This window comes from Metabacillus sp. KJ11-3, assembly GCF_055808295.1.
Window position 1 is genome coordinate 465415 of the sequence record NZ_CM147865.1, and the last position, 16810, is coordinate 482224.

General features: G+C 36.3%; 19 protein-coding genes. 13 read left to right on the plus strand and 6 right to left on the minus strand.

Annotated features, from left to right (window positions below; all coding sequences use genetic code 11):
- Nucleotides 1–129: 129 nt before the first annotated feature.
- Genes AC0L8O_RS02440 through thrB form a run of 3 tightly spaced genes read left to right on the plus strand, consistent with a single transcriptional unit; the run spans nucleotide 130 to nucleotide 3403 of the window.
- Complete coding sequence (locus AC0L8O_RS02440; protein WP_473446460.1) at nucleotides 130–1428, plus strand: homoserine dehydrogenase; 1299 nt, start codon at nucleotides 130–132, stop codon at nucleotides 1426–1428.
- A complete protein-coding gene (thrC, locus tag AC0L8O_RS02445) occupies nucleotides 1428–2486 on the plus strand; it encodes a threonine synthase (protein ID WP_078433422.1) in 1059 nt (352 codons plus the stop codon). The genes AC0L8O_RS02440 and thrC overlap by 1 nt, the downstream gene beginning before the upstream one ends.
- A complete protein-coding gene (thrB, locus tag AC0L8O_RS02450; RefSeq protein WP_473446462.1) occupies nucleotides 2483–3403 on the plus strand; it encodes a homoserine kinase in 921 nt (306 codons plus the stop codon). The genes thrC and thrB overlap by 4 nt, the downstream gene beginning before the upstream one ends.
- 364 nt (nucleotides 3404–3767) lie before the next feature.
- On the opposite strand, the gene AC0L8O_RS02455 is transcribed toward thrB, so the two are convergent.
- Nucleotides 3768–4007, minus strand: coding sequence for a NifU family protein (locus AC0L8O_RS02455; protein ID WP_026559029.1), 240 nt, complete (start codon nucleotides 4005–4007; stop codon nucleotides 3768–3770).
- 223 nt (nucleotides 4008–4230) lie between these two features.
- On the opposite strand from AC0L8O_RS02455, the gene AC0L8O_RS02460 reads away from it, so the two are divergent.
- Complete coding sequence (locus tag AC0L8O_RS02460) at nucleotides 4231–4551, plus strand: YuzD family protein (protein ID WP_473446463.1); 321 nt, start codon at nucleotides 4231–4233, stop codon at nucleotides 4549–4551.
- A gap of 41 nt (nucleotides 4552–4592) precedes the next feature.
- Here AC0L8O_RS02460 and AC0L8O_RS02465 read toward each other — a convergent pair whose 3' ends face one another.
- Entirely contained in the window at nucleotides 4593–5660 is a 1068-nt protein-coding gene (locus AC0L8O_RS02465) for an NAD(P)/FAD-dependent oxidoreductase (RefSeq protein ID WP_026559027.1), read from the minus strand.
- A 421-nt stretch (nucleotides 5661–6081) separates the two neighbouring features.
- On the opposite strand from AC0L8O_RS02465, the gene AC0L8O_RS02470 reads away from it, so the two are divergent.
- Entirely contained in the window at nucleotides 6082–6318 is a 237-nt protein-coding gene (locus tag AC0L8O_RS02470; protein WP_026559026.1) for a YuzB family protein, read from the plus strand.
- A gap of 22 nt (nucleotides 6319–6340) precedes the next feature.
- On the opposite strand, the gene AC0L8O_RS02475 is transcribed toward AC0L8O_RS02470, so the two are convergent.
- A complete protein-coding gene (locus AC0L8O_RS02475; protein ID WP_473446464.1) occupies nucleotides 6341–7036 on the minus strand; it encodes a DUF2225 domain-containing protein in 696 nt (231 codons plus the stop codon).
- A gap of 224 nt (nucleotides 7037–7260) precedes the next feature.
- Here AC0L8O_RS02475 and dapF point away from each other — a divergent pair, with 224 nt between their 5' ends.
- A complete protein-coding gene (gene dapF, locus AC0L8O_RS02480) occupies nucleotides 7261–8121 on the plus strand; it encodes a diaminopimelate epimerase (protein WP_473448603.1) in 861 nt (286 codons plus the stop codon).
- Between the two features lie 97 nt (nucleotides 8122–8218).
- Nucleotides 8219–8581: a HesB/IscA family protein gene (locus AC0L8O_RS02485; RefSeq protein WP_026559023.1), complete on the plus strand. Its 363-nt coding sequence runs from the start codon at nucleotides 8219–8221 to the stop codon at nucleotides 8579–8581.
- 50 nt (nucleotides 8582–8631) lie between these two features.
- Here AC0L8O_RS02485 and yumC read toward each other — a convergent pair whose 3' ends face one another.
- Nucleotides 8632–9624, minus strand: coding sequence for a ferredoxin--NADP reductase 2 (gene yumC, locus AC0L8O_RS02490; RefSeq protein WP_473446465.1), 993 nt, complete (start codon nucleotides 9622–9624; stop codon nucleotides 8632–8634).
- A 378-nt stretch (nucleotides 9625–10002) separates the two neighbouring features.
- On the opposite strand from yumC, the gene AC0L8O_RS02495 reads away from it, so the two are divergent.
- From AC0L8O_RS02495 to AC0L8O_RS02515, 5 genes are all read left to right on the plus strand, one after another.
- On the plus strand, nucleotides 10003–11217 hold the full coding sequence (locus AC0L8O_RS02495; RefSeq protein ID WP_473446467.1) for an NAD(P)/FAD-dependent oxidoreductase: 1215 nt from the start codon (nucleotides 10003–10005) through the stop codon (nucleotides 11215–11217).
- A gap of 58 nt (nucleotides 11218–11275) precedes the next feature.
- Entirely contained in the window at nucleotides 11276–11758 is a 483-nt protein-coding gene (locus AC0L8O_RS02500; protein WP_473446468.1) for an NUDIX domain-containing protein, read from the plus strand.
- Between the two features lie 153 nt (nucleotides 11759–11911).
- Nucleotides 11912–12037 (plus strand): YuiA family protein, encoded by a 126-nt coding sequence (locus tag AC0L8O_RS02505; RefSeq protein ID WP_473446470.1) that lies wholly within the window; start codon nucleotides 11912–11914, stop codon nucleotides 12035–12037.
- 75 nt (nucleotides 12038–12112) lie between these two features.
- Nucleotides 12113–12433, plus strand: coding sequence for a YuiB family protein (locus AC0L8O_RS02510; protein WP_026559019.1), 321 nt, complete (start codon nucleotides 12113–12115; stop codon nucleotides 12431–12433).
- A 239-nt stretch (nucleotides 12434–12672) separates the two neighbouring features.
- The gene (locus AC0L8O_RS02515) at nucleotides 12673–13371 is read left to right on the plus strand and encodes a 3D domain-containing protein (protein ID WP_473446471.1); all 699 of its coding nucleotides are present in this window, start codon (nucleotides 12673–12675) and stop codon (nucleotides 13369–13371) included.
- Nucleotides 13372–13428: 57 nt separating this feature from the next.
- On the opposite strand, the gene AC0L8O_RS02520 is transcribed toward AC0L8O_RS02515, so the two are convergent.
- The gene (locus AC0L8O_RS02520; RefSeq protein ID WP_251681714.1) at nucleotides 13429–13908 is read right to left on the minus strand and encodes a divergent PAP2 family protein; all 480 of its coding nucleotides are present in this window, start codon (nucleotides 13906–13908) and stop codon (nucleotides 13429–13431) included.
- 305 nt (nucleotides 13909–14213) lie between these two features.
- Between AC0L8O_RS02520 and AC0L8O_RS02525 the strand changes: the two genes are divergently transcribed.
- Complete coding sequence (locus AC0L8O_RS02525) at nucleotides 14214–15719, plus strand: leucyl aminopeptidase (RefSeq protein ID WP_473448606.1); 1506 nt, start codon at nucleotides 14214–14216, stop codon at nucleotides 15717–15719.
- A gap of 90 nt (nucleotides 15720–15809) precedes the next feature.
- Here AC0L8O_RS02525 and AC0L8O_RS02530 read toward each other — a convergent pair whose 3' ends face one another.
- On the minus strand, nucleotides 15810–16796 hold the full coding sequence (locus tag AC0L8O_RS02530) for a ketoacyl-ACP synthase III (RefSeq protein WP_473446472.1): 987 nt from the start codon (nucleotides 16794–16796) through the stop codon (nucleotides 15810–15812).
- Nucleotides 16797–16810: the final 14 nt, after the last annotated feature.

Genomic DNA, 16810 nt, shown 5'->3' on the forward strand with positions numbered 1-16810 from the left:
TAATTTAAAAAACTGAAAATTCACCCTTGTAAAACAGTTCTAAGCATCTTATAATGACAAGTATATTATTAGTGTCTTTTATGAGAGTACAGTTGTACTTTATGGATATACAAGAAGGAGTGGAGTAGTGTGGAGGCAATTCATGTTGGACTTTTAGGTCTCGGTACGGTTGGTAGTGGTGTTGTGAAAATTATTGAAGACCATCAAGATAAACTTATGCATCAAGTAGGATGTCCGGTAAAAGTAAAGAAAGTTGTCGTGAAAAATATAGAAAAAGAGCGTCAAGTTCATATCGATAAAGAAATGCTTACAACAAATGTAGAGGATGTTATTCATAACCCTGATATTGACGTTGTCATTGAAGTAATGGGTGGCGTGGAAGAAACACGCAAGCAATTGATCGAAGCGTTAAAAGCAAAAAAACATGTTGTAACAGCGAATAAGGATTTAATGGCAGTGTACGGAACAGAATTATTATCGATTGCGACAGAAAACGGCTGTGATTTATTTTATGAAGCAAGTGTTGCAGGAGGTATTCCAATTTTACGTAGTTTAGTAGATGGATTAGCATCTGATCGGATTACAAAAATGATGGGAATTGTGAATGGAACAACAAACTTTATTCTCACAAAGATGTCCAAATTCGGTAGTGCATATGATGAAGTGTTAAAAGAAGCACAGGACTTAGGCTATGCGGAAGCGGATCCTACATCAGATGTAGAAGGATTGGATGCGGCAAGGAAAATGGCAATCCTTGCCAGACTTGGTTTCTCGATGCATGTTGATTTAGATGATGTAAATGTAAATGGGATTTCAAGTGTAACAGATGATGATATTAGTTATAGTAAACGTCTAGGTTACACTATGAAACTAATTGGAATCGCTGAGCGTGAAAACGGAAAAATTGAAGTATCAGTTGAGCCAACATTATTACCTGAAACACATCCGCTAGCATCAGTTAATGATGAGTACAATGCGGTTTATGTGTATGGTGAAGCTGTAGGAGAAACAATGTTTTATGGTCCTGGAGCAGGAAGCTTACCAACTGCAACAGCTGTTGTGTCCGATTTAGTTGGTGTAATGAAAAATATGAGACTTGATGTTAACGGAAGAAGTGCGGTAGCACCTCAATTTGAAAAACAATTAAAAAGTCCTGAGCATATTTACGCTCAACACTTTTTAAGAATTAGTGCGAAAGATCAAGTTGGAGCTTTTGCAAATATTACATCACTTTTCTCTGAGAGAGGCGTAAGCTTTGAGAAAATCCTGCAGTTACCAATAAAAAACAGCAACCTTGCAGAAATTGTCATTGTCACACATAAAGCTGCACAAAGTGACTTTGAAGAAATATTACAACTCCTGAATGATTTAGATGTAGTAGAAGAAGTAAAAAGTACTTATCGTGTAGAAGGGAACGAATTAGTATGATGTGGAAAGGCTTAATTCAAGAATTTGCAGAGTTTTTACCAGTTTCAGAAAAAACACCTAAATTAACACTTCAAGAAGGAAATACACCACTTATCCATCTTCCTAAGCTTTCTGAAAAGCTGGGTGTGGAGCTTTATGTGAAAACAGAGGGAACAAACCCTACAGGCTCATTTAAAGACCGTGGAATGGTTATGGCAGTTGCTAAAGCAAAAGAAGAAGGCAGTGATACAGTTATCTGTGCTTCTACAGGAAACACATCAGCAGCTGCAGCAGCTTATGCAGCCAGAGCGAATATGAAGTGTATCGTTCTTATTCCTGACGGGAAAATTGCTTTCGGAAAATTAGCTCAAGCAGTTATGTATGGTGCTGATATTTACGCGATTCAAGGAAACTTTGATCATGCGTTAACAATGGTTCGTAACATAAGTAAAAAGCTACCGATTACACTTGTTAACTCTGTTAATCCTTACCGTATTGAAGGTCAAAAAACAGCTGCATTTGAAGTTTGTGAGCAATTGGGAAGTGCTCCGGATTATTTGGCTATTCCTGTAGGGAATGCAGGTAATATTACTGCGTACTGGAAAGGATTCAAGGAATACAATGAGAAAAAACAAACTGGCTTACCTAAAATTCACGGTTTCCAGGCAGAAGGTGCAGCAGCCATTGTTCGCGGTGAACCAATTGAGAATCCTGAAACAGTAGCAACTGCGATTCGTATCGGAAATCCAGCCAGCTGGGAAACAGCAGTTAAAGCGAAGGAAGAATCAAATGGCCGTATTGATTCGGTAACAGATGAGGAAATTCTTGAAGCATATCAATTGATTGCCCGTGAAGAAGGTGTTTTTGCTGAGCCTGGTTCATGTGCGTCAATCGCAGGTCTTATCAAACATCGCAAATTAGGTCTTATTGCAGAAGGAAGCAAGGTTGTAGCTGTTTTAACTGGTAATGGATTAAAAGATCCTAACACAGCAATCGATGTTTCTGAAATTAAGCCGATCGTACTTCCAAATGACGAGGAAGCATTCTTACAGCAATTAAGCGGAGTACCGGTACAATGATTGAAGGGGACATGTTAAGAATTATCGTTCCGGGCAGTACAGCTAATTTAGGTCCTGGCTTTGATTCTATCGGTCTTGCCCTTGGTAAGTACTTAACACTTGAGGTGAAAAAAGCAGACAAATTGCTTTTTTTGCCGATGACAGAGCATGTAAAGGATCTACCTACAAATGAAGATAATTTAATTGCTAAGGTTGCTATACAAGTTGCAGAAACGTACAACAAAACCCTTCCTCCTTGTGAGGTAAAGGTGTGGAGTGACATTCCTATGGCAAGAGGAATTGGAAGCAGTGCCGCTGCTATTATTGCCGGGATTGAGCTTGCTAATCAGCTTTGTCAGTTGCAATTGAGTGATGAAGAAAAACTTCGGGTTGCAAGTCTTGAAGAAGGACATCCTGACAATGTTGGGGCGTCATTATACGGAGGTTTGGTTATTGGTTTACACCAGGCTGAAAAAACAAACTTGGTTTGTGTAAAGAATATCGATGTAGATACGGTTGTCGTGATTCCGAAATACGAGGTATTCACAAGTGACGCTAGAAATGTTTTGCCACAAGAACTATCCTATAAAAACGCTGTAGAAGCTAGTGCGATTAGCAATATGCTCGTGGCTGGACTTCTTACAAATAACTGGAACCTTGTTGGAGAGATGATGGTTAAAGACTTATTTCATCAACCATATCGCGGCAAGCTGATTCCAGAGATTCAGGCTGTTCAAGAAAAAATTCAACATCTGGGTGCCTATGGTTCAGCGCTAAGCGGGGCAGGTCCAACTGTCATTTGTTTCACAGCAAAAGGAAAGGGAAATGACCTTGCTCAAACACTTGCGAAAGATTTTGTAAATTGTAATGTTGAAAGCTTGGAGATAGATGTAGTTGGCTGTCGAGTAGAGCAGGTGCAGGAGATAAAGAGTTTATAATGAGAAGACGCTCACAAGCGGGTCTTATTTAATACTAATTAGCTTTTTAGGCATGTACTCATAATATGAGGCATGCCTTTTATTTTTTACAATGTTTTTGGGGTATAGGAAGTGCATTAAACATAGGAGATGAAGGACAAATAAAACAAAAAAAGAAAGGAAAAGTCATTCATTGGTAGGATGAAGAACAAATCAAAGGAAATACAGAAAGAAAAAGTCTTTCATAAGACTAATGAAGGACAAACTAAGATTAAATAAGAATTAAAAAGTCATGCTTAATAATAAGCAACACAAGTAATAACAATGTAAATGAAAATAAAAAAACTCGATAAACCAAAATGGTCTACCGAGTTCTTTCACATTATTAAAACACTTGCTCTACTTCTACAACTCCTGGTACTTCTTCTAATAATGCACGTTCTATACCAGCTTTTAATGTGATTGTTGAGCTTGGGCAGCTTCCACAAGCACCTAAAAGGCGAAGTTTTACAATACCATCTTCTACATCAACAAGTTCACAATCTCCTCCGTCACGAAGTAAGAATGGACGTAATTTATCTAGGACTTCTTGAACTTGTTCAAACATTGCAGTTTCAGTTGTCATTATGATCGACTCCTTTCCTTATTTCATATTATATTTGAAATCGCGAGAAAAATCTAATTGAATGATTTATTTTTTTCATTAAGTAATCGAGTATAGTTTATCATATTTCTTTTATAAACGTAAGAGATAACCACCTGTTTACATTAGTAAGTATACCCAAATGATGAAGATGGAAAGATTTTAAGAAATGGAATACAATGTAGAAAAGAGCGGTGGTGTTAGAGTGAAAAAAGTTGAAATTAGTGTATATGGTGCAGAGGTACTTTGTCCAAGCTGTGTTAATTTACCATCAGCAAAGGAAACATATGAATGGCTTGATGCAGCACTGAAACGAAAATTTAATAATCAGCCTTTTCATATCACTTATATTGATATTGATAAACCTCAACATGATGAAGAAAAACAGGAATTTGTTCAAAAGATTTTAGATGATGAATATTTTTATCCACTAGTTGTGATTGAAGGCAAGGTTGTTGGTGAAGGAAGCCCGCGACTGAAAACCATTTACGAAGAAATGGAAAGGTACGGGTATGAAGGTCAGTGATGAACATAAACACACACACTCGACGAGTGTGTGTGTTTTTATTATCCGTTATGATATTTGTACATCCAAAGAACACCGGATTTTAATAATCGTGGAACACGACCCATTAAAGGTCTGTCATTAACAAGTCCGAAGCCTTGTTTCTTTCCTAATGATCCTAAAACTCCCTTTAATTTAAATGGTGGGAAATTTTCAGGAAGAGGCTCGTTATTCCATTTTTTAAGTAAAACTTGAACTATTTGTTCAGCTTGTGCTTCAGCTAACTGGGCACTGGGAGCATGTGGCAGACTTGCACAGTCACCTACGACAAATATATCTTCATATTGAGGGATGAAATGCTGGGTCGTTAATTTAACTCTTCCTTGATTATCTTTTTCAACATCAAGATCCCTGACAACTTTATTTGGCTGTATACCGGCTGTCCAAACAATCGCATCACATTCAAATGGTTGATCATGATTAAATACGATATTTGGTTCTACCTTAGTAATATTGGCTTCACTTATAATTTCAACACCATGTTCAGTGAACCAATTGGCTACATAAGTGCTTAATCTTTCCGGAAAGCTGGAAAGAATGTGTTTGCTTCGGTCAAATAACTTTATTTTTAAATCTTTGCGACTTTCTCTAAGCTCACTGGCAAGCTCAACACCGCTTAATCCTGCCCCAACTATGGCAACAGTTGCATCAGCTTGTAAATTATTTAATTTTTGGTACGCTTTACGAGATTGGTCGATCGATTGGATGCTATATGTGTACTCATCAGCACCAGGAACATTGTGGTATTTATCTTCACAGCCTAAACCGATAATAAGATCATCATAAGATATAGCACGATCCTCATCTAGAATAACTTCCTTTTTGTTAGGATCAACTTTTGTAATTGTGCCAAATTCAGTTTGAAGTCTAGGGTGCTCCGGAAAGGATACACGAATATGATGATCGGAAATAGTCCCTGCTGCCAGAGCATAATATTCAGTTTTCAGACAGTGATAAGGGTTTTTATCAATAAGAGTAATTTGCACATCGTCAGGTAGCTGATTCGGAAGTAAGCGAAGTAAGACTCTCATTCCGCCGTACCCGCCACCAAGGATAACTAGGTTCTTCATTTTTTAATACTCCTTTTTCCCCACTTTTTTTAAAAAACTCTTTGAAAATAATGTTGTATTACATAAATGAATGAATAAGAAAGAGATAACCCTATATCTTAAAATAAATATTTTTTCTTACCTATAATTGAAAATTTCCATAAAAAGTATAACGAAATTCGCATTTTTTCACAATATAAATGCTGAAAGAACGTTTTCTTTTTTGGTGAAATGAACTATTCTAAGATACAGTACAACACAATTATGTATTATTTAGATAGTGTTTACAATCCTATTTCTATACTTTATACAAAAAAGTTTCCAGATGTATAATGGTCTATGAATTGAAATATTTAATTTTTGATAGAAAACATAGAGTATAATAAAATTTGACGTATTAATGCTTATCCTATTAGGATAAACATTGGAGAGGTGGGAATAAATGAAGCCAATTATTGAATTTTGTATAAGTAATTTAGCTAATGGGGGACAAGCAGCGTTAGAGAAGCTGGAAAAGGACCCTAATTTAGATATTATAGAATATGGTTGTTTAAGCTATTGTGGCAAATGTGGCCACTCATTATATGCGTTAGTAAATGGAGAAATGGTCATGGGTGACACGCCAGATGAGCTGGTCGAGAATGTGTATACATTTTTAGAAGAAAATCCAATGTTTTAAAAAAGCCACTTTTTGTGGCTTTTTACCCTGATTTTTTTGTTTCCCGCATTTCACTCCAGCGATCCTTCGCCATTTGAACGATTCCTTTCTCAATCGTTTCTTTTTGTTTTTCAATGACTCGTGAAAAATAGCGTGTTGCTTGTCCGTCTAATCCAACTCGTCTACTTAAATCTCCAATTAAGTAAAGCAGCTTGGTCTCAGAGAAAGATGTATCGGTAAAATCACCTACAGAATAGGATAAAATATATTCATCAAGGGCGAGCCTTAAAAAACGCTGTTCTTCTTGAGGATTTACCTGTTCAGTTCTATATAACCAGGCAAGTCGTATATAAAGACCACCAAGTGCAATATGTTTTTCCTTTTTTATCGTCGCGCAGTATATTCCTAATTTGTATGAATTAATGGCCATGTCTAATGTACGTTCTTGACCATAATCTTTTCTTTGCCAATTATGACAGATTTTCTGTTTAATGAGATCCTTTGCCATTGGTGGAAAATAGTCGGAACATTCTTCTGAAGATGAAAAGCCACACACTGGGCAAACAGAAACGTAATACAACAGAGGATTAATCTTTGTTGAAGTATAGAATGAACAAAAATCAGTATCATGTCGCTGAGCACGTATAAAACGTGTTCTTACTTTTTTTGTCACATATGTATTTTTACAGATTTGACACTCAACTTTTCGATCATACAAGCACTCTAGTTCTTTATTCATAGGAATCACTCCTAATAAGTTTTTGAACGATAATATATGATCTGATTATACCAGATTTATATGAATGACGAACTAGTTTTTAGTTTTTTATAGGTAAAAGGTCATTAAGTAAAAGCTTCCTGCGCTTACAGGAAGCTTTTACTTAATGAACGGGGGATATTTTTATTGTTTTCATACTTTTATCGTCTTATACTAGTAAAAATAAAGAGTTTTGGAGGCATATGATGAGTTCTTTTCAATTTACAAAAATGCACGGTTTAGGTAATAGCTATATATATGTGAATCTTTTTGAGGAACAGCTTAAGGAAGAATCTTTACCAGAGATTGCAAGACAAGTATCCAGTGTTTATACAGGTATTGGATCTGATGGGCTAATTCTCATTTGTCCTTCCGACCGAGCAGAAATAAAAATGAGGATTTTTAATAATGATGGGTCTGAAGGAAAAAATTGTGGAAACGGGTTAAGATGTGTTGCTAAATATGCATTCGAACATAAATTAGTAACAAATGAAACATTCCAAATCGAAACATTATCAGGACTTGTTGAAGCAAAAGTGCATGTTAAAAATGGCGTAGTCGAGTTAGTAACAGTTGATATGGGGGAACCAAGATTACTTAAGGCAGATCTACCAATGGCAGGCGAGAACCAAGAAAAAACGATTAATGAACCGATGGAATTTGCGGGTAAAGTTTACCAGGCAACAGCAGTCTCAATGGGAAATCCACATCTTATCTTTTATGTAGATAATATTAATCAAGCCCCTGTTACAAGTCTGGGTCCTATTGTCGAAAAAGATGAACGTTTCCCTGAGGGAGTAAACGTAGAGTTTGTAGAAGTTCTATCAAAAAATGAGCTTCATTTTAGGGTATGGGAAAGAGGGTCCGGTGTTACACAAGCGTGTGGTACAGGAGCGTGTGCTGCAGTGGTTTCATCTGTACTTAATGGTCATACTTCCCAAGGAGAAGAAACGACTGTCCACCTTGCGGGAGGAGATCTGTTAGTCAATTGGACAAAAACAGGTACTGTTTTAATGACTGGTCCTGCAGAAGTTGTGTGTACAGGTGCTTTTTTCATGAGAAGGTAATATATGTGACCTCTAGAGTGAATTATTTGAGTGATGAGCACTATTAGATGTATACTATAAATAGATCCTTTCATAAAGAGCGAGGAGGTATATGTTAATGAGTGATATTGTGAAAATTACAGAAGCAGCTGCTTTTCAGATAAAAGATATGATGAAAGAACATGAGGAAGAAAATGCTTATCTTCGTGTGGGAGTCAAAGGTGGAGGCTGCAGCGGCCTTTCCTATGGTATGGGCTTTGAGCATGAGATTAGCGAAGAAGATCAAGTTCTAGAACAGCATGGAATGACAGTACTTATCAAAAAAGAAGATGCCCCGATTTTAAATGGTACGATTATTGATTTCAAACAGTCCATGATGGGCGGCGGCTTCACCATTGATAATCCAAATGCGATTGCTTCATGCGGATGTGGTTCATCTTTCAGAACAGCAACGAATACTGGTACACCGGAAGAATGTTAACATCAAAAAACGACTAGCTGAAAATTCAGTAGTCGTTTTTTTTCTTATAGTTAATTAAAAAGGCTGGTACTGTGTAAAGGTTGAACACGTGCTTTCGGATCCAAAAAGGCTTTTGCATTATTTACAGCAGTTGGAGCCTCACCGAATCCACTCGCAATTAGCTTCACTTTACCGTCATACGTACAAATATCTCCGGCCGCATAAATTCCTTCAATATTTGTTTCCATTTTGGAATTAACCACAATAGAATTTTTTTCGATGCTTAAACCCCAAGTTTTAATTGGACCTAGCGAAGAAACAAAGCCGTAATTCACGATAAGGTCATCAATTTCGAGCATTTCTTTACGGTCACCTTTTACCTCTTCTAAAACTAATTGGGTAATGGCTGGTTCACCGACAACCTCTGATGGGACAAATGGTGTAAGAATATCAACATTGGATTTTTTTAAAAGCTCAACACTATGCTCATGAGCTCTGAATTTATCACGTCGATGAATTAATTTTACATTTTTAGCAATAGGTTCTAGCATTAGTGCCCAATCAACAGCAGAATCACCTCCGCCAAGGATTGCTACATTTCGACCAGCAAATTTATTTAAATCATCTACAAAATAATGTAAATTTTCACTTTCATATTTTTCTGCATTCTCTAGCTCTAATTTTCTAGGTTGGAACGCGCCGTTTCCAGCCGTGATAATAATTGTTTTCGTATAATGAACCTCACTGTTAGTGGTGAGCTTAAAAACGCCGTCTGCTTGTTTATCAAGTTGTTCTACTGCTTGTTCCAGAACGATTGTAGGGGAAAACTGTCCCATTTGTTCTTTTAAATTGTCTACAAGTTCCTGAGCTCTTACTTTTGGAAAGCCTGCAACATCATATATGTATTTTTCAGGATATAATGTAGAAAGCTGTCCGCCTAATTGTGGAAGACTCTCAATAATTTTGACACTTGCTTGTCGCATTCCTCCATAGAAAGCTGTAAATAATCCTACAGGACCTCCCCCGATAATGGTTATATCATAAACTTTCGTATCTTCTTTCACAAAACATCCTCCTTTTTTCATCTATGTCAGAATCTTATCATATCCAGCTCTGTTATTTCATGTCTTACCAACTTTGTAGCTATAAATTAAAAAATAGCGAAATATTCTAAATTATAGTATATTTCCAAAAAAAATATACTACCTTGTAAGAAAAAACTACTTGAAAAAAAATGATAGTATAGATAATATGGAGTATAGGCGTAATTATATATATTTATATGTATTTCTAAGAGAAAATAACCAACGTGTGTTTTGGTAAGTGAATCATTTCACAAAGTTTTATCTCTTAAACTAAATAAAATGTTGAAATTCGGTGGACTATAGTAATAAACATCATTCGAATTTGACAACAATTCTAAGGAAAAGGTGGATGTATCGGTGAGAAAGCCAAGAGTCGTTATTTTAGGTGCAGGTTATGGTGGATTAATTACAATTACTCGTTTACAAAAACAAATCAGTGTTGATGAAGCTGAGATTACGTTAGTGAATAAAAATGATTATCACTATGAAACAACATGGTTACATGAAGCTTCAGCAGGTACACTGCATCACGATCGAGCTCGCTATCAAATTAAAGATATCATTGACAATAACCGTGTGAATTTTGTGAAAGACACAGTTGTTTCAATTGATAAAGAAGCGAAAAAAGTCGTGTTAGAAAACGGTGAGGTTGAGTATGATTATTTAGTGATCTCATTAGGAGCACATCCTGAAACTTTCGGTATTAAAGGATTAAAAGAATTTGCATTTGGAATTACAAGCATTGACTCAGCTAGACAATTACGTGAGCACCTTGAATACCAATTTGCAACATACAATATGGAAGCAGAGAAGAAGGATGAGCGTTTAACTATCGTTGTAGGTGGAGCAGGATTCACGGGTATCGAGTTCTTAGGTGAACTTGGAAACAGAATTCCTGAGCTTTGCAAAGAATATGATATTGATTTCAAGAAAGTGCGTATCCTTTGTGTTGAAGCAGCACCAACTGCACTCCCTGGATTTGATCCTGAGTTAGTTGATTATGCTGTAAATCACCTTCAAAAGAAAGGTGTAGAATTCATGATCGGTACAGCTATTAAAGAATGTATCGAAGATGGAATCATCGTTGCAAAAGGTGAAGAGCTTGAAACAATTAAAGCTGGTACGGTTGTTTGGGCTGCAGGAGTACGTGGGAACAGCGTTGTGGAAGAAGCCGGCTTTGAAAACATGCGTGGCCGTGTAAAAGTTGATGGATACTTACGTGCTCCAGGACATGATGAAGTATTCATCATCGGAGATTGTTCATTAATTATCAACGAAGAAATTAATCGTCCATATCCTCCAACAGCTCAAATTGCGATGCAACAAGGTGAAACTTGTGCGAAAAACTTGGCTGTTGCCATTCGCGGACGCGGAGAAATGGGTACTTTTACACCAGACATTAAAGGATCTGTAGCTTCCCTTGGTGAAGATGATGCAGTTGGTGTTGTGTTTGGTAAAAAACTTGTTGGAACAAAAGCATCATTTATGAAGAAAATGATCGATAACCGTGCATTATATATGGTTGGTGGACCTTCATTAGTACTGAAAAAAGGTAAATTTAATATTCTATAATATAGTTGGGGACAAGAGCATTTGCTCTTGTCCCTTTTAAAAAGGAGAAGTGGGATAGTTGAGTCACTCTAAAAGGGGAAATGTCTGGCTTGCTGTTTCAGGTATTGTAGAGAATGAGAATGGTGAGTGGCTTGTTGTTAAGAAAAAGTATGGACTAAAAGGACTGTGGTCCCTTCCTGCCGGATTTGTCGAGCAGGGTGAAACGATTGATGAAGCAGTATTAAGAGAAATTAAAGAAGAGACAGGGATTACAGCTACCGTAAATGGAGTAGTTGGGATTAGGTCAGGTGTAATTGGAGACCACATAAGTGATAACATGATTATTTTTTCTTTAACTGCCATAACAAAGGATATTGTCACTCAAGAGAAAGAGCTGGAGGAAGTAATCTTCATGCTGCCCGAAGAATTAGTCATGAATCCTGATTCATCGAATTTGATTAAAGATTTGGCAAATAGAAATATAAAGCCGAAATTAATTAAATATGATCACTTTCATCCGGGGAATCAATTTGGCTATAGTTCCTACGCTTTATTTTTGTAATTTTCTAAAAAATAAGCAAGATAAAGAAATTCAAGGGAAATACGTGTTGTATTCGCTTACATAAACATCTGTGTCAGGTTTTCTCCCTTTATTATTGTCAGAATAATTGGTATATTATATTACAACCATTTATTTTCTAAAGGAGAGGCTTATATGAGTACAACAACTAAGGTAGAAACGAAGGAATGTCCGTACTGTGATGGAATAGGATATTTTCAATTGATCTTAGGTGGCTCCGAAACTTGTAATAACTGTGAGGGAACAGGGAAGAAGTCATAAAACGTTCACTTAGTTATGATTGACTGTCTATCTTTTGTTCAGTACACTAAAGTTGGTGTAATGGAGGTGATAGACATGTTAAGCTTACCTGTTTTACTAATATCAATGCTATTATTTTTAGTTTTATTTTTCGGTATTGGATTTTTATTAAATATGCTCTTACGCATGTCTTGGATTATGGCAATTGTGTACCCGATTGTCTGCATTTTTATTATAGATAATGTAAGATTTATTGAATATTTTCAAAAACCCGGTGCCTCATTTTCAGCGTTAGGAAATAAAATTCTGTCATTAGCTTTAGCTGACATACTGATTTTATCTTCAGGACTATTTGGAGCAATTCTTTCAGGCATAATCATTAAAATGCTTCGAAAAAGAGGTTACCAAATGTTTTAATAACATTACAAAAAGGCTGATCATCACATTGTTGATGATCAGCCTTTTTGTTGTATGGAGCGCAATGGATGAACCTGTACTTATGTTTAAAGACCAAAATAACAACAAAGTATGTAAAAAAAGCCCATAGGAAATAAAGAACACATTCAAACTGCTAGAGTATGTTTCCCGTTAAAAATGAATATTTCCTCACCAAATTGGGAACGAATAGATTTGTGAGAGGAGTGAATAGGGAAGATATGATCAGTATAAAAAGAGTGTGTAGAAGGCTTTTCATGTCGATATTATTTCTTTGTGCACTAACGACAACTTTTGAAGTTATATCCGGAGTAGAAGCAAAAGATGTAGTGAATTGGTATGCTAAAGATCATACAAATGGTGAAGAAAGTGGTACATTTCGTGTTTTAGGGCTCACATTTAAGACAATGAATAGTGAACCATCTGTCCAAACAGAGATATCTTCACGTGTTGAGACGGTAAATCAAGATATGTCATTAGAAGAAGCTATTGATTGGTCACAATACCCGGTGAGAAAAGTAGTGGCAACAGGATATACAGCGGGTGTAGAATCAACAGGTAAAAGCCCTAATCATCCAAGCTATGGAATTACATATTCAGGTGTTAAAGTAAAACGTGACCTATATTCAACGGTTGCAGCTGATTTAGACGTATTCCCTTTAGGGACAATCCTCTTTATTCCAGGATATGGCTATGGAGTTGTAGCTGATAAAGGTGGAGCAATAAAAGGAAACCGATTGGATCTCTATTATGAAACAGTAAAAGACGTGTATAATAGCTGGGGAAAAAAACAATTGGATGTTTACGTTGTACAAATGGGTAATGGAGCATTAACAGAAGAACAATTAAAAAATTTAAATGAAGAAGAATCTATGCAGGTATTCAGACAAAAATATATAAAAAGTAAAACAAAAAGCTAATGGTACGCAGCCATTAGCTTTTCTCTATGTATACATCATTTCGTTTTAGCCCTGTATCTACATCATAAAAAGATAATGCAATAGTAAAGCAAGTAATATACCTGTTAATCCTCCAAAAAATACTTCAATTGGTTGATGACCAAGCAGTTCTTTTAATTTTTTTTGTTTATCCTGTTCAGCCTTTTTAGGCCAAACCTTTGCTTCTTCGACGAATTTATTGAAATCTAATACAAGCTGATTAAGTACAGTTGCTTGCTCACCAGCATGTCTTCTGACTCCGGTTGCATCAAACATGGTAATAATGGCGAATACAGCCGAAATAGCAAAGATGGAGGAATCCAAGCCATGATCAAGTGCAACACCTGTTGAAAGGGCAGTAACAGCAGCTGAATGCGAACTCGGCATTCCTCCTGTACTTGTGATTAAAGACCAATCCAATTTTTTTGAAACAATAAAGTAGATCGGAACTTTAATGAATTGTGCAAAGAAAATAGCCGCCAGAGAAGCGAGTAAGGGAAAATTATATAGTAATTCCAATGTTATGCTCCTTTCATTCTGCATTCTAACGAAGTATTCATCTATTTAAACAGAGTGATTGGAGTCATTTCACCTTGATCTAAAGCCCTAGATTCAACAGCATAAAACCTCTCTAAACTGTAAATAGATAACAGATAAAAGATAAAAGATTTTCTTCATTATAGCATATAACCATCCTGCATCTTCTACTCGTGAAAAGAATTTGTTCAGAAAACCTTTTTCACTTATTCATTTACACCTTATTATACTTTTTAAACTTTGTGCTTTAAAATGGAACTGTATACATATACGGAGGTGCAGAGATGATATTTAAAGTACATCATCAATTAGAGCAAATCAAAGATCAAGAAACACTTGTTATTGGACTATATCAAAAAACAAGCAAACTAACAGGTTTAGCTAGTGAGATCGATGAACAACTAAAAGGTGATCTATCTCAGTTATTAAAAGACGGAGACCTGCAAACAAAATACAAATCTATTACTAAGCTACATACCCTGGGGAAGCATTCTTTTAAACGTATTTACTTTGTTGGTTTGGGAAAAGAGGAGAACCTAACCTTTGATCGATTAAAGAGAGCTTTTGGAGAGTTATTTCAAACCCTTCAAAAGGCAAAACATCAAAGTATTGCAATTGCACTTGATTCTTTTCGCCATGAAGAAAATGACATAAATGATATTGCCCACGCGCTTTCAGAGGCTTCTGTCCTCGCGACATATAAAATTTTAGATTATAAGCTAAAATCTAATGAACCTGAAAAAAAGATTGAAACGGTTTATGTTTTTTCAGAAAATGGAAAGCTGGATGAAATAAAATCAAGTCTCGAGGTTGGGTATGCATTTGGAACAGGTACAAACAGTGCAAGAACACTAACAAATATGCCACCTAATCTGTTAACAGCGACAGAATTAGCCACGTATTCTGTAGAGCTTGCCAAGAGATATAATTTTGAGTATGAGATCCTTGAAAAGGAAGATATGGAGCGTCTTGGGATGGGGGCTCTGTTAGCTGTCAACAAAGGGTCAGAAGAGCCTCCAAAAATGATTGTGTTAAAGTATCAAGGAAAAGAAGAATGGAAAGATGTTATTGGACTTGTTGGAAAAGGAATTACCTATGATACAGGTGGTTATTCTATCAAACCTAAGGATGGAATTGTCGGCATGAAAACAGATATGGGTGGTGCCGCAGCAGTGCTTGGAGCCATGGAGATTATTGGTGAAACAAGGCCTGAACAAAATGTTGTAGCTGTTATTCCATCAACAGACAACATGATAAGTGGTGGAGCATTTAAGCCCGATGATGTCATTGTTTCTTTAAGCGGCAAAACGATTGAGGTACTAAATACGGATGCAGAAGGTCGTTTGGCACTAGCAGACGGCGTTACATATGCTAAATTCCATGGAGCGAATTACTTAGTAGATGTAGCCACTTTAACAGGAGGAGTCATCATTGCTTTAGGAACTGAAACGACTGGTGCCATGACAAATAATGAAGAGATATTTGAACAAGTTCTTCAAGCATCACATGAATGTGATGAGCCTGTATGGCGTTTGCCGATTTCGGAAAACGATAAAAAAAGAGTTCGAAATAGTAAAATGGCTGATCTGAATAATTCACCCGGTCGAGAAGGGCATGCGATTATGGCAGGAACCTTTATTGGTGAATTTGCTGAACATACACCATGGGTACATCTTGATATTGCGGGGACAGCAACAACGTCAAAAGAAAGCGAACTTGGCCCATCAGGTGCAACAGGTGTAATGGCAAGAACACTAGCAACATTTGTTGAGAGGTTTGAAGTTAGTCAATAACAGTATGTAAGTGTAGGGAATTTGGTGGCGAAAACGAGTGGCAGTTACTTACAAGATGTACCTGTCACTCGTGATATTTTTACACTTCTATTAATATTGAAATAACATGGATACTAATTGATATCCGGAACCGATTGTCCAAAATAAAATATAATCCCCTCTTTTAACAGTTCCCCTATTTATTGCTTCGTGTAATGCCAAAAACGGGCTGGAGGTTCCCGTATATCCGAAACGATCACCAACATAAACAATTTGTTTATCAAGTATGTCAAACTTCTCTTGTATTTTTAAAATATTGGCTAAAGAAAATTGAGAAAAGCAATAACAACTGATATCACTTGCTTGTAAATTATTACGGTCCAATAGTTTTTGGATCATATTATAAGTGGGAGGCAGGGCGATATTCCCATCAAAAGGAAGCCACTTGATATACTTTCCTTGTTCCTTGTTTTGTAGAACATTGGATAAGCCTTTTGCGGGATATAAAATTTTATCCTTATTAATCGAGTCTGTAAAATATATGGAGTCAATAAAACCTGTTTCAACATCCGTTTTTTCTAATATAACAGCTGCCGCTGCATCACCATAATTCGAAAATGTTATTTCATCTTCAGGGTCGCTAATGATAGAGTTATAATCTGACCCGACTATTAAGGCAGTTTTGATATCCTTACTTGTTAACATATACCTTGAAGTATAATCAACGGCGACAGTCATACCGGCGCAATTTGCATTTGAATCTAATAGAATGGTTTGTGAGCCAGCCCCAATTGCATCATGTAAATATGTAGCATTTGTAGGAAATGTGTATTCAGGAATTTGTGATGAGAACATAATTAAATCAATATCTTTTCCACTCATATTAGCTTTAGTAAGAACCCGTTTGGCTGCTTCAATTGCCATTGTTAAACTATTCTCATCAGGGTTATCAATGATATAACGTTTTTTTCGTCCCATATGATCAAGAAACCGCGTAATATCTTTTTCTCTCTGTTGAAAATGATTGATAAAATAGGTGTTATCAACAACTTTTGTTGGATGATAAATATCAACAGAATGTATTTTTACATATTGCAAAGTGTATTCCTCCT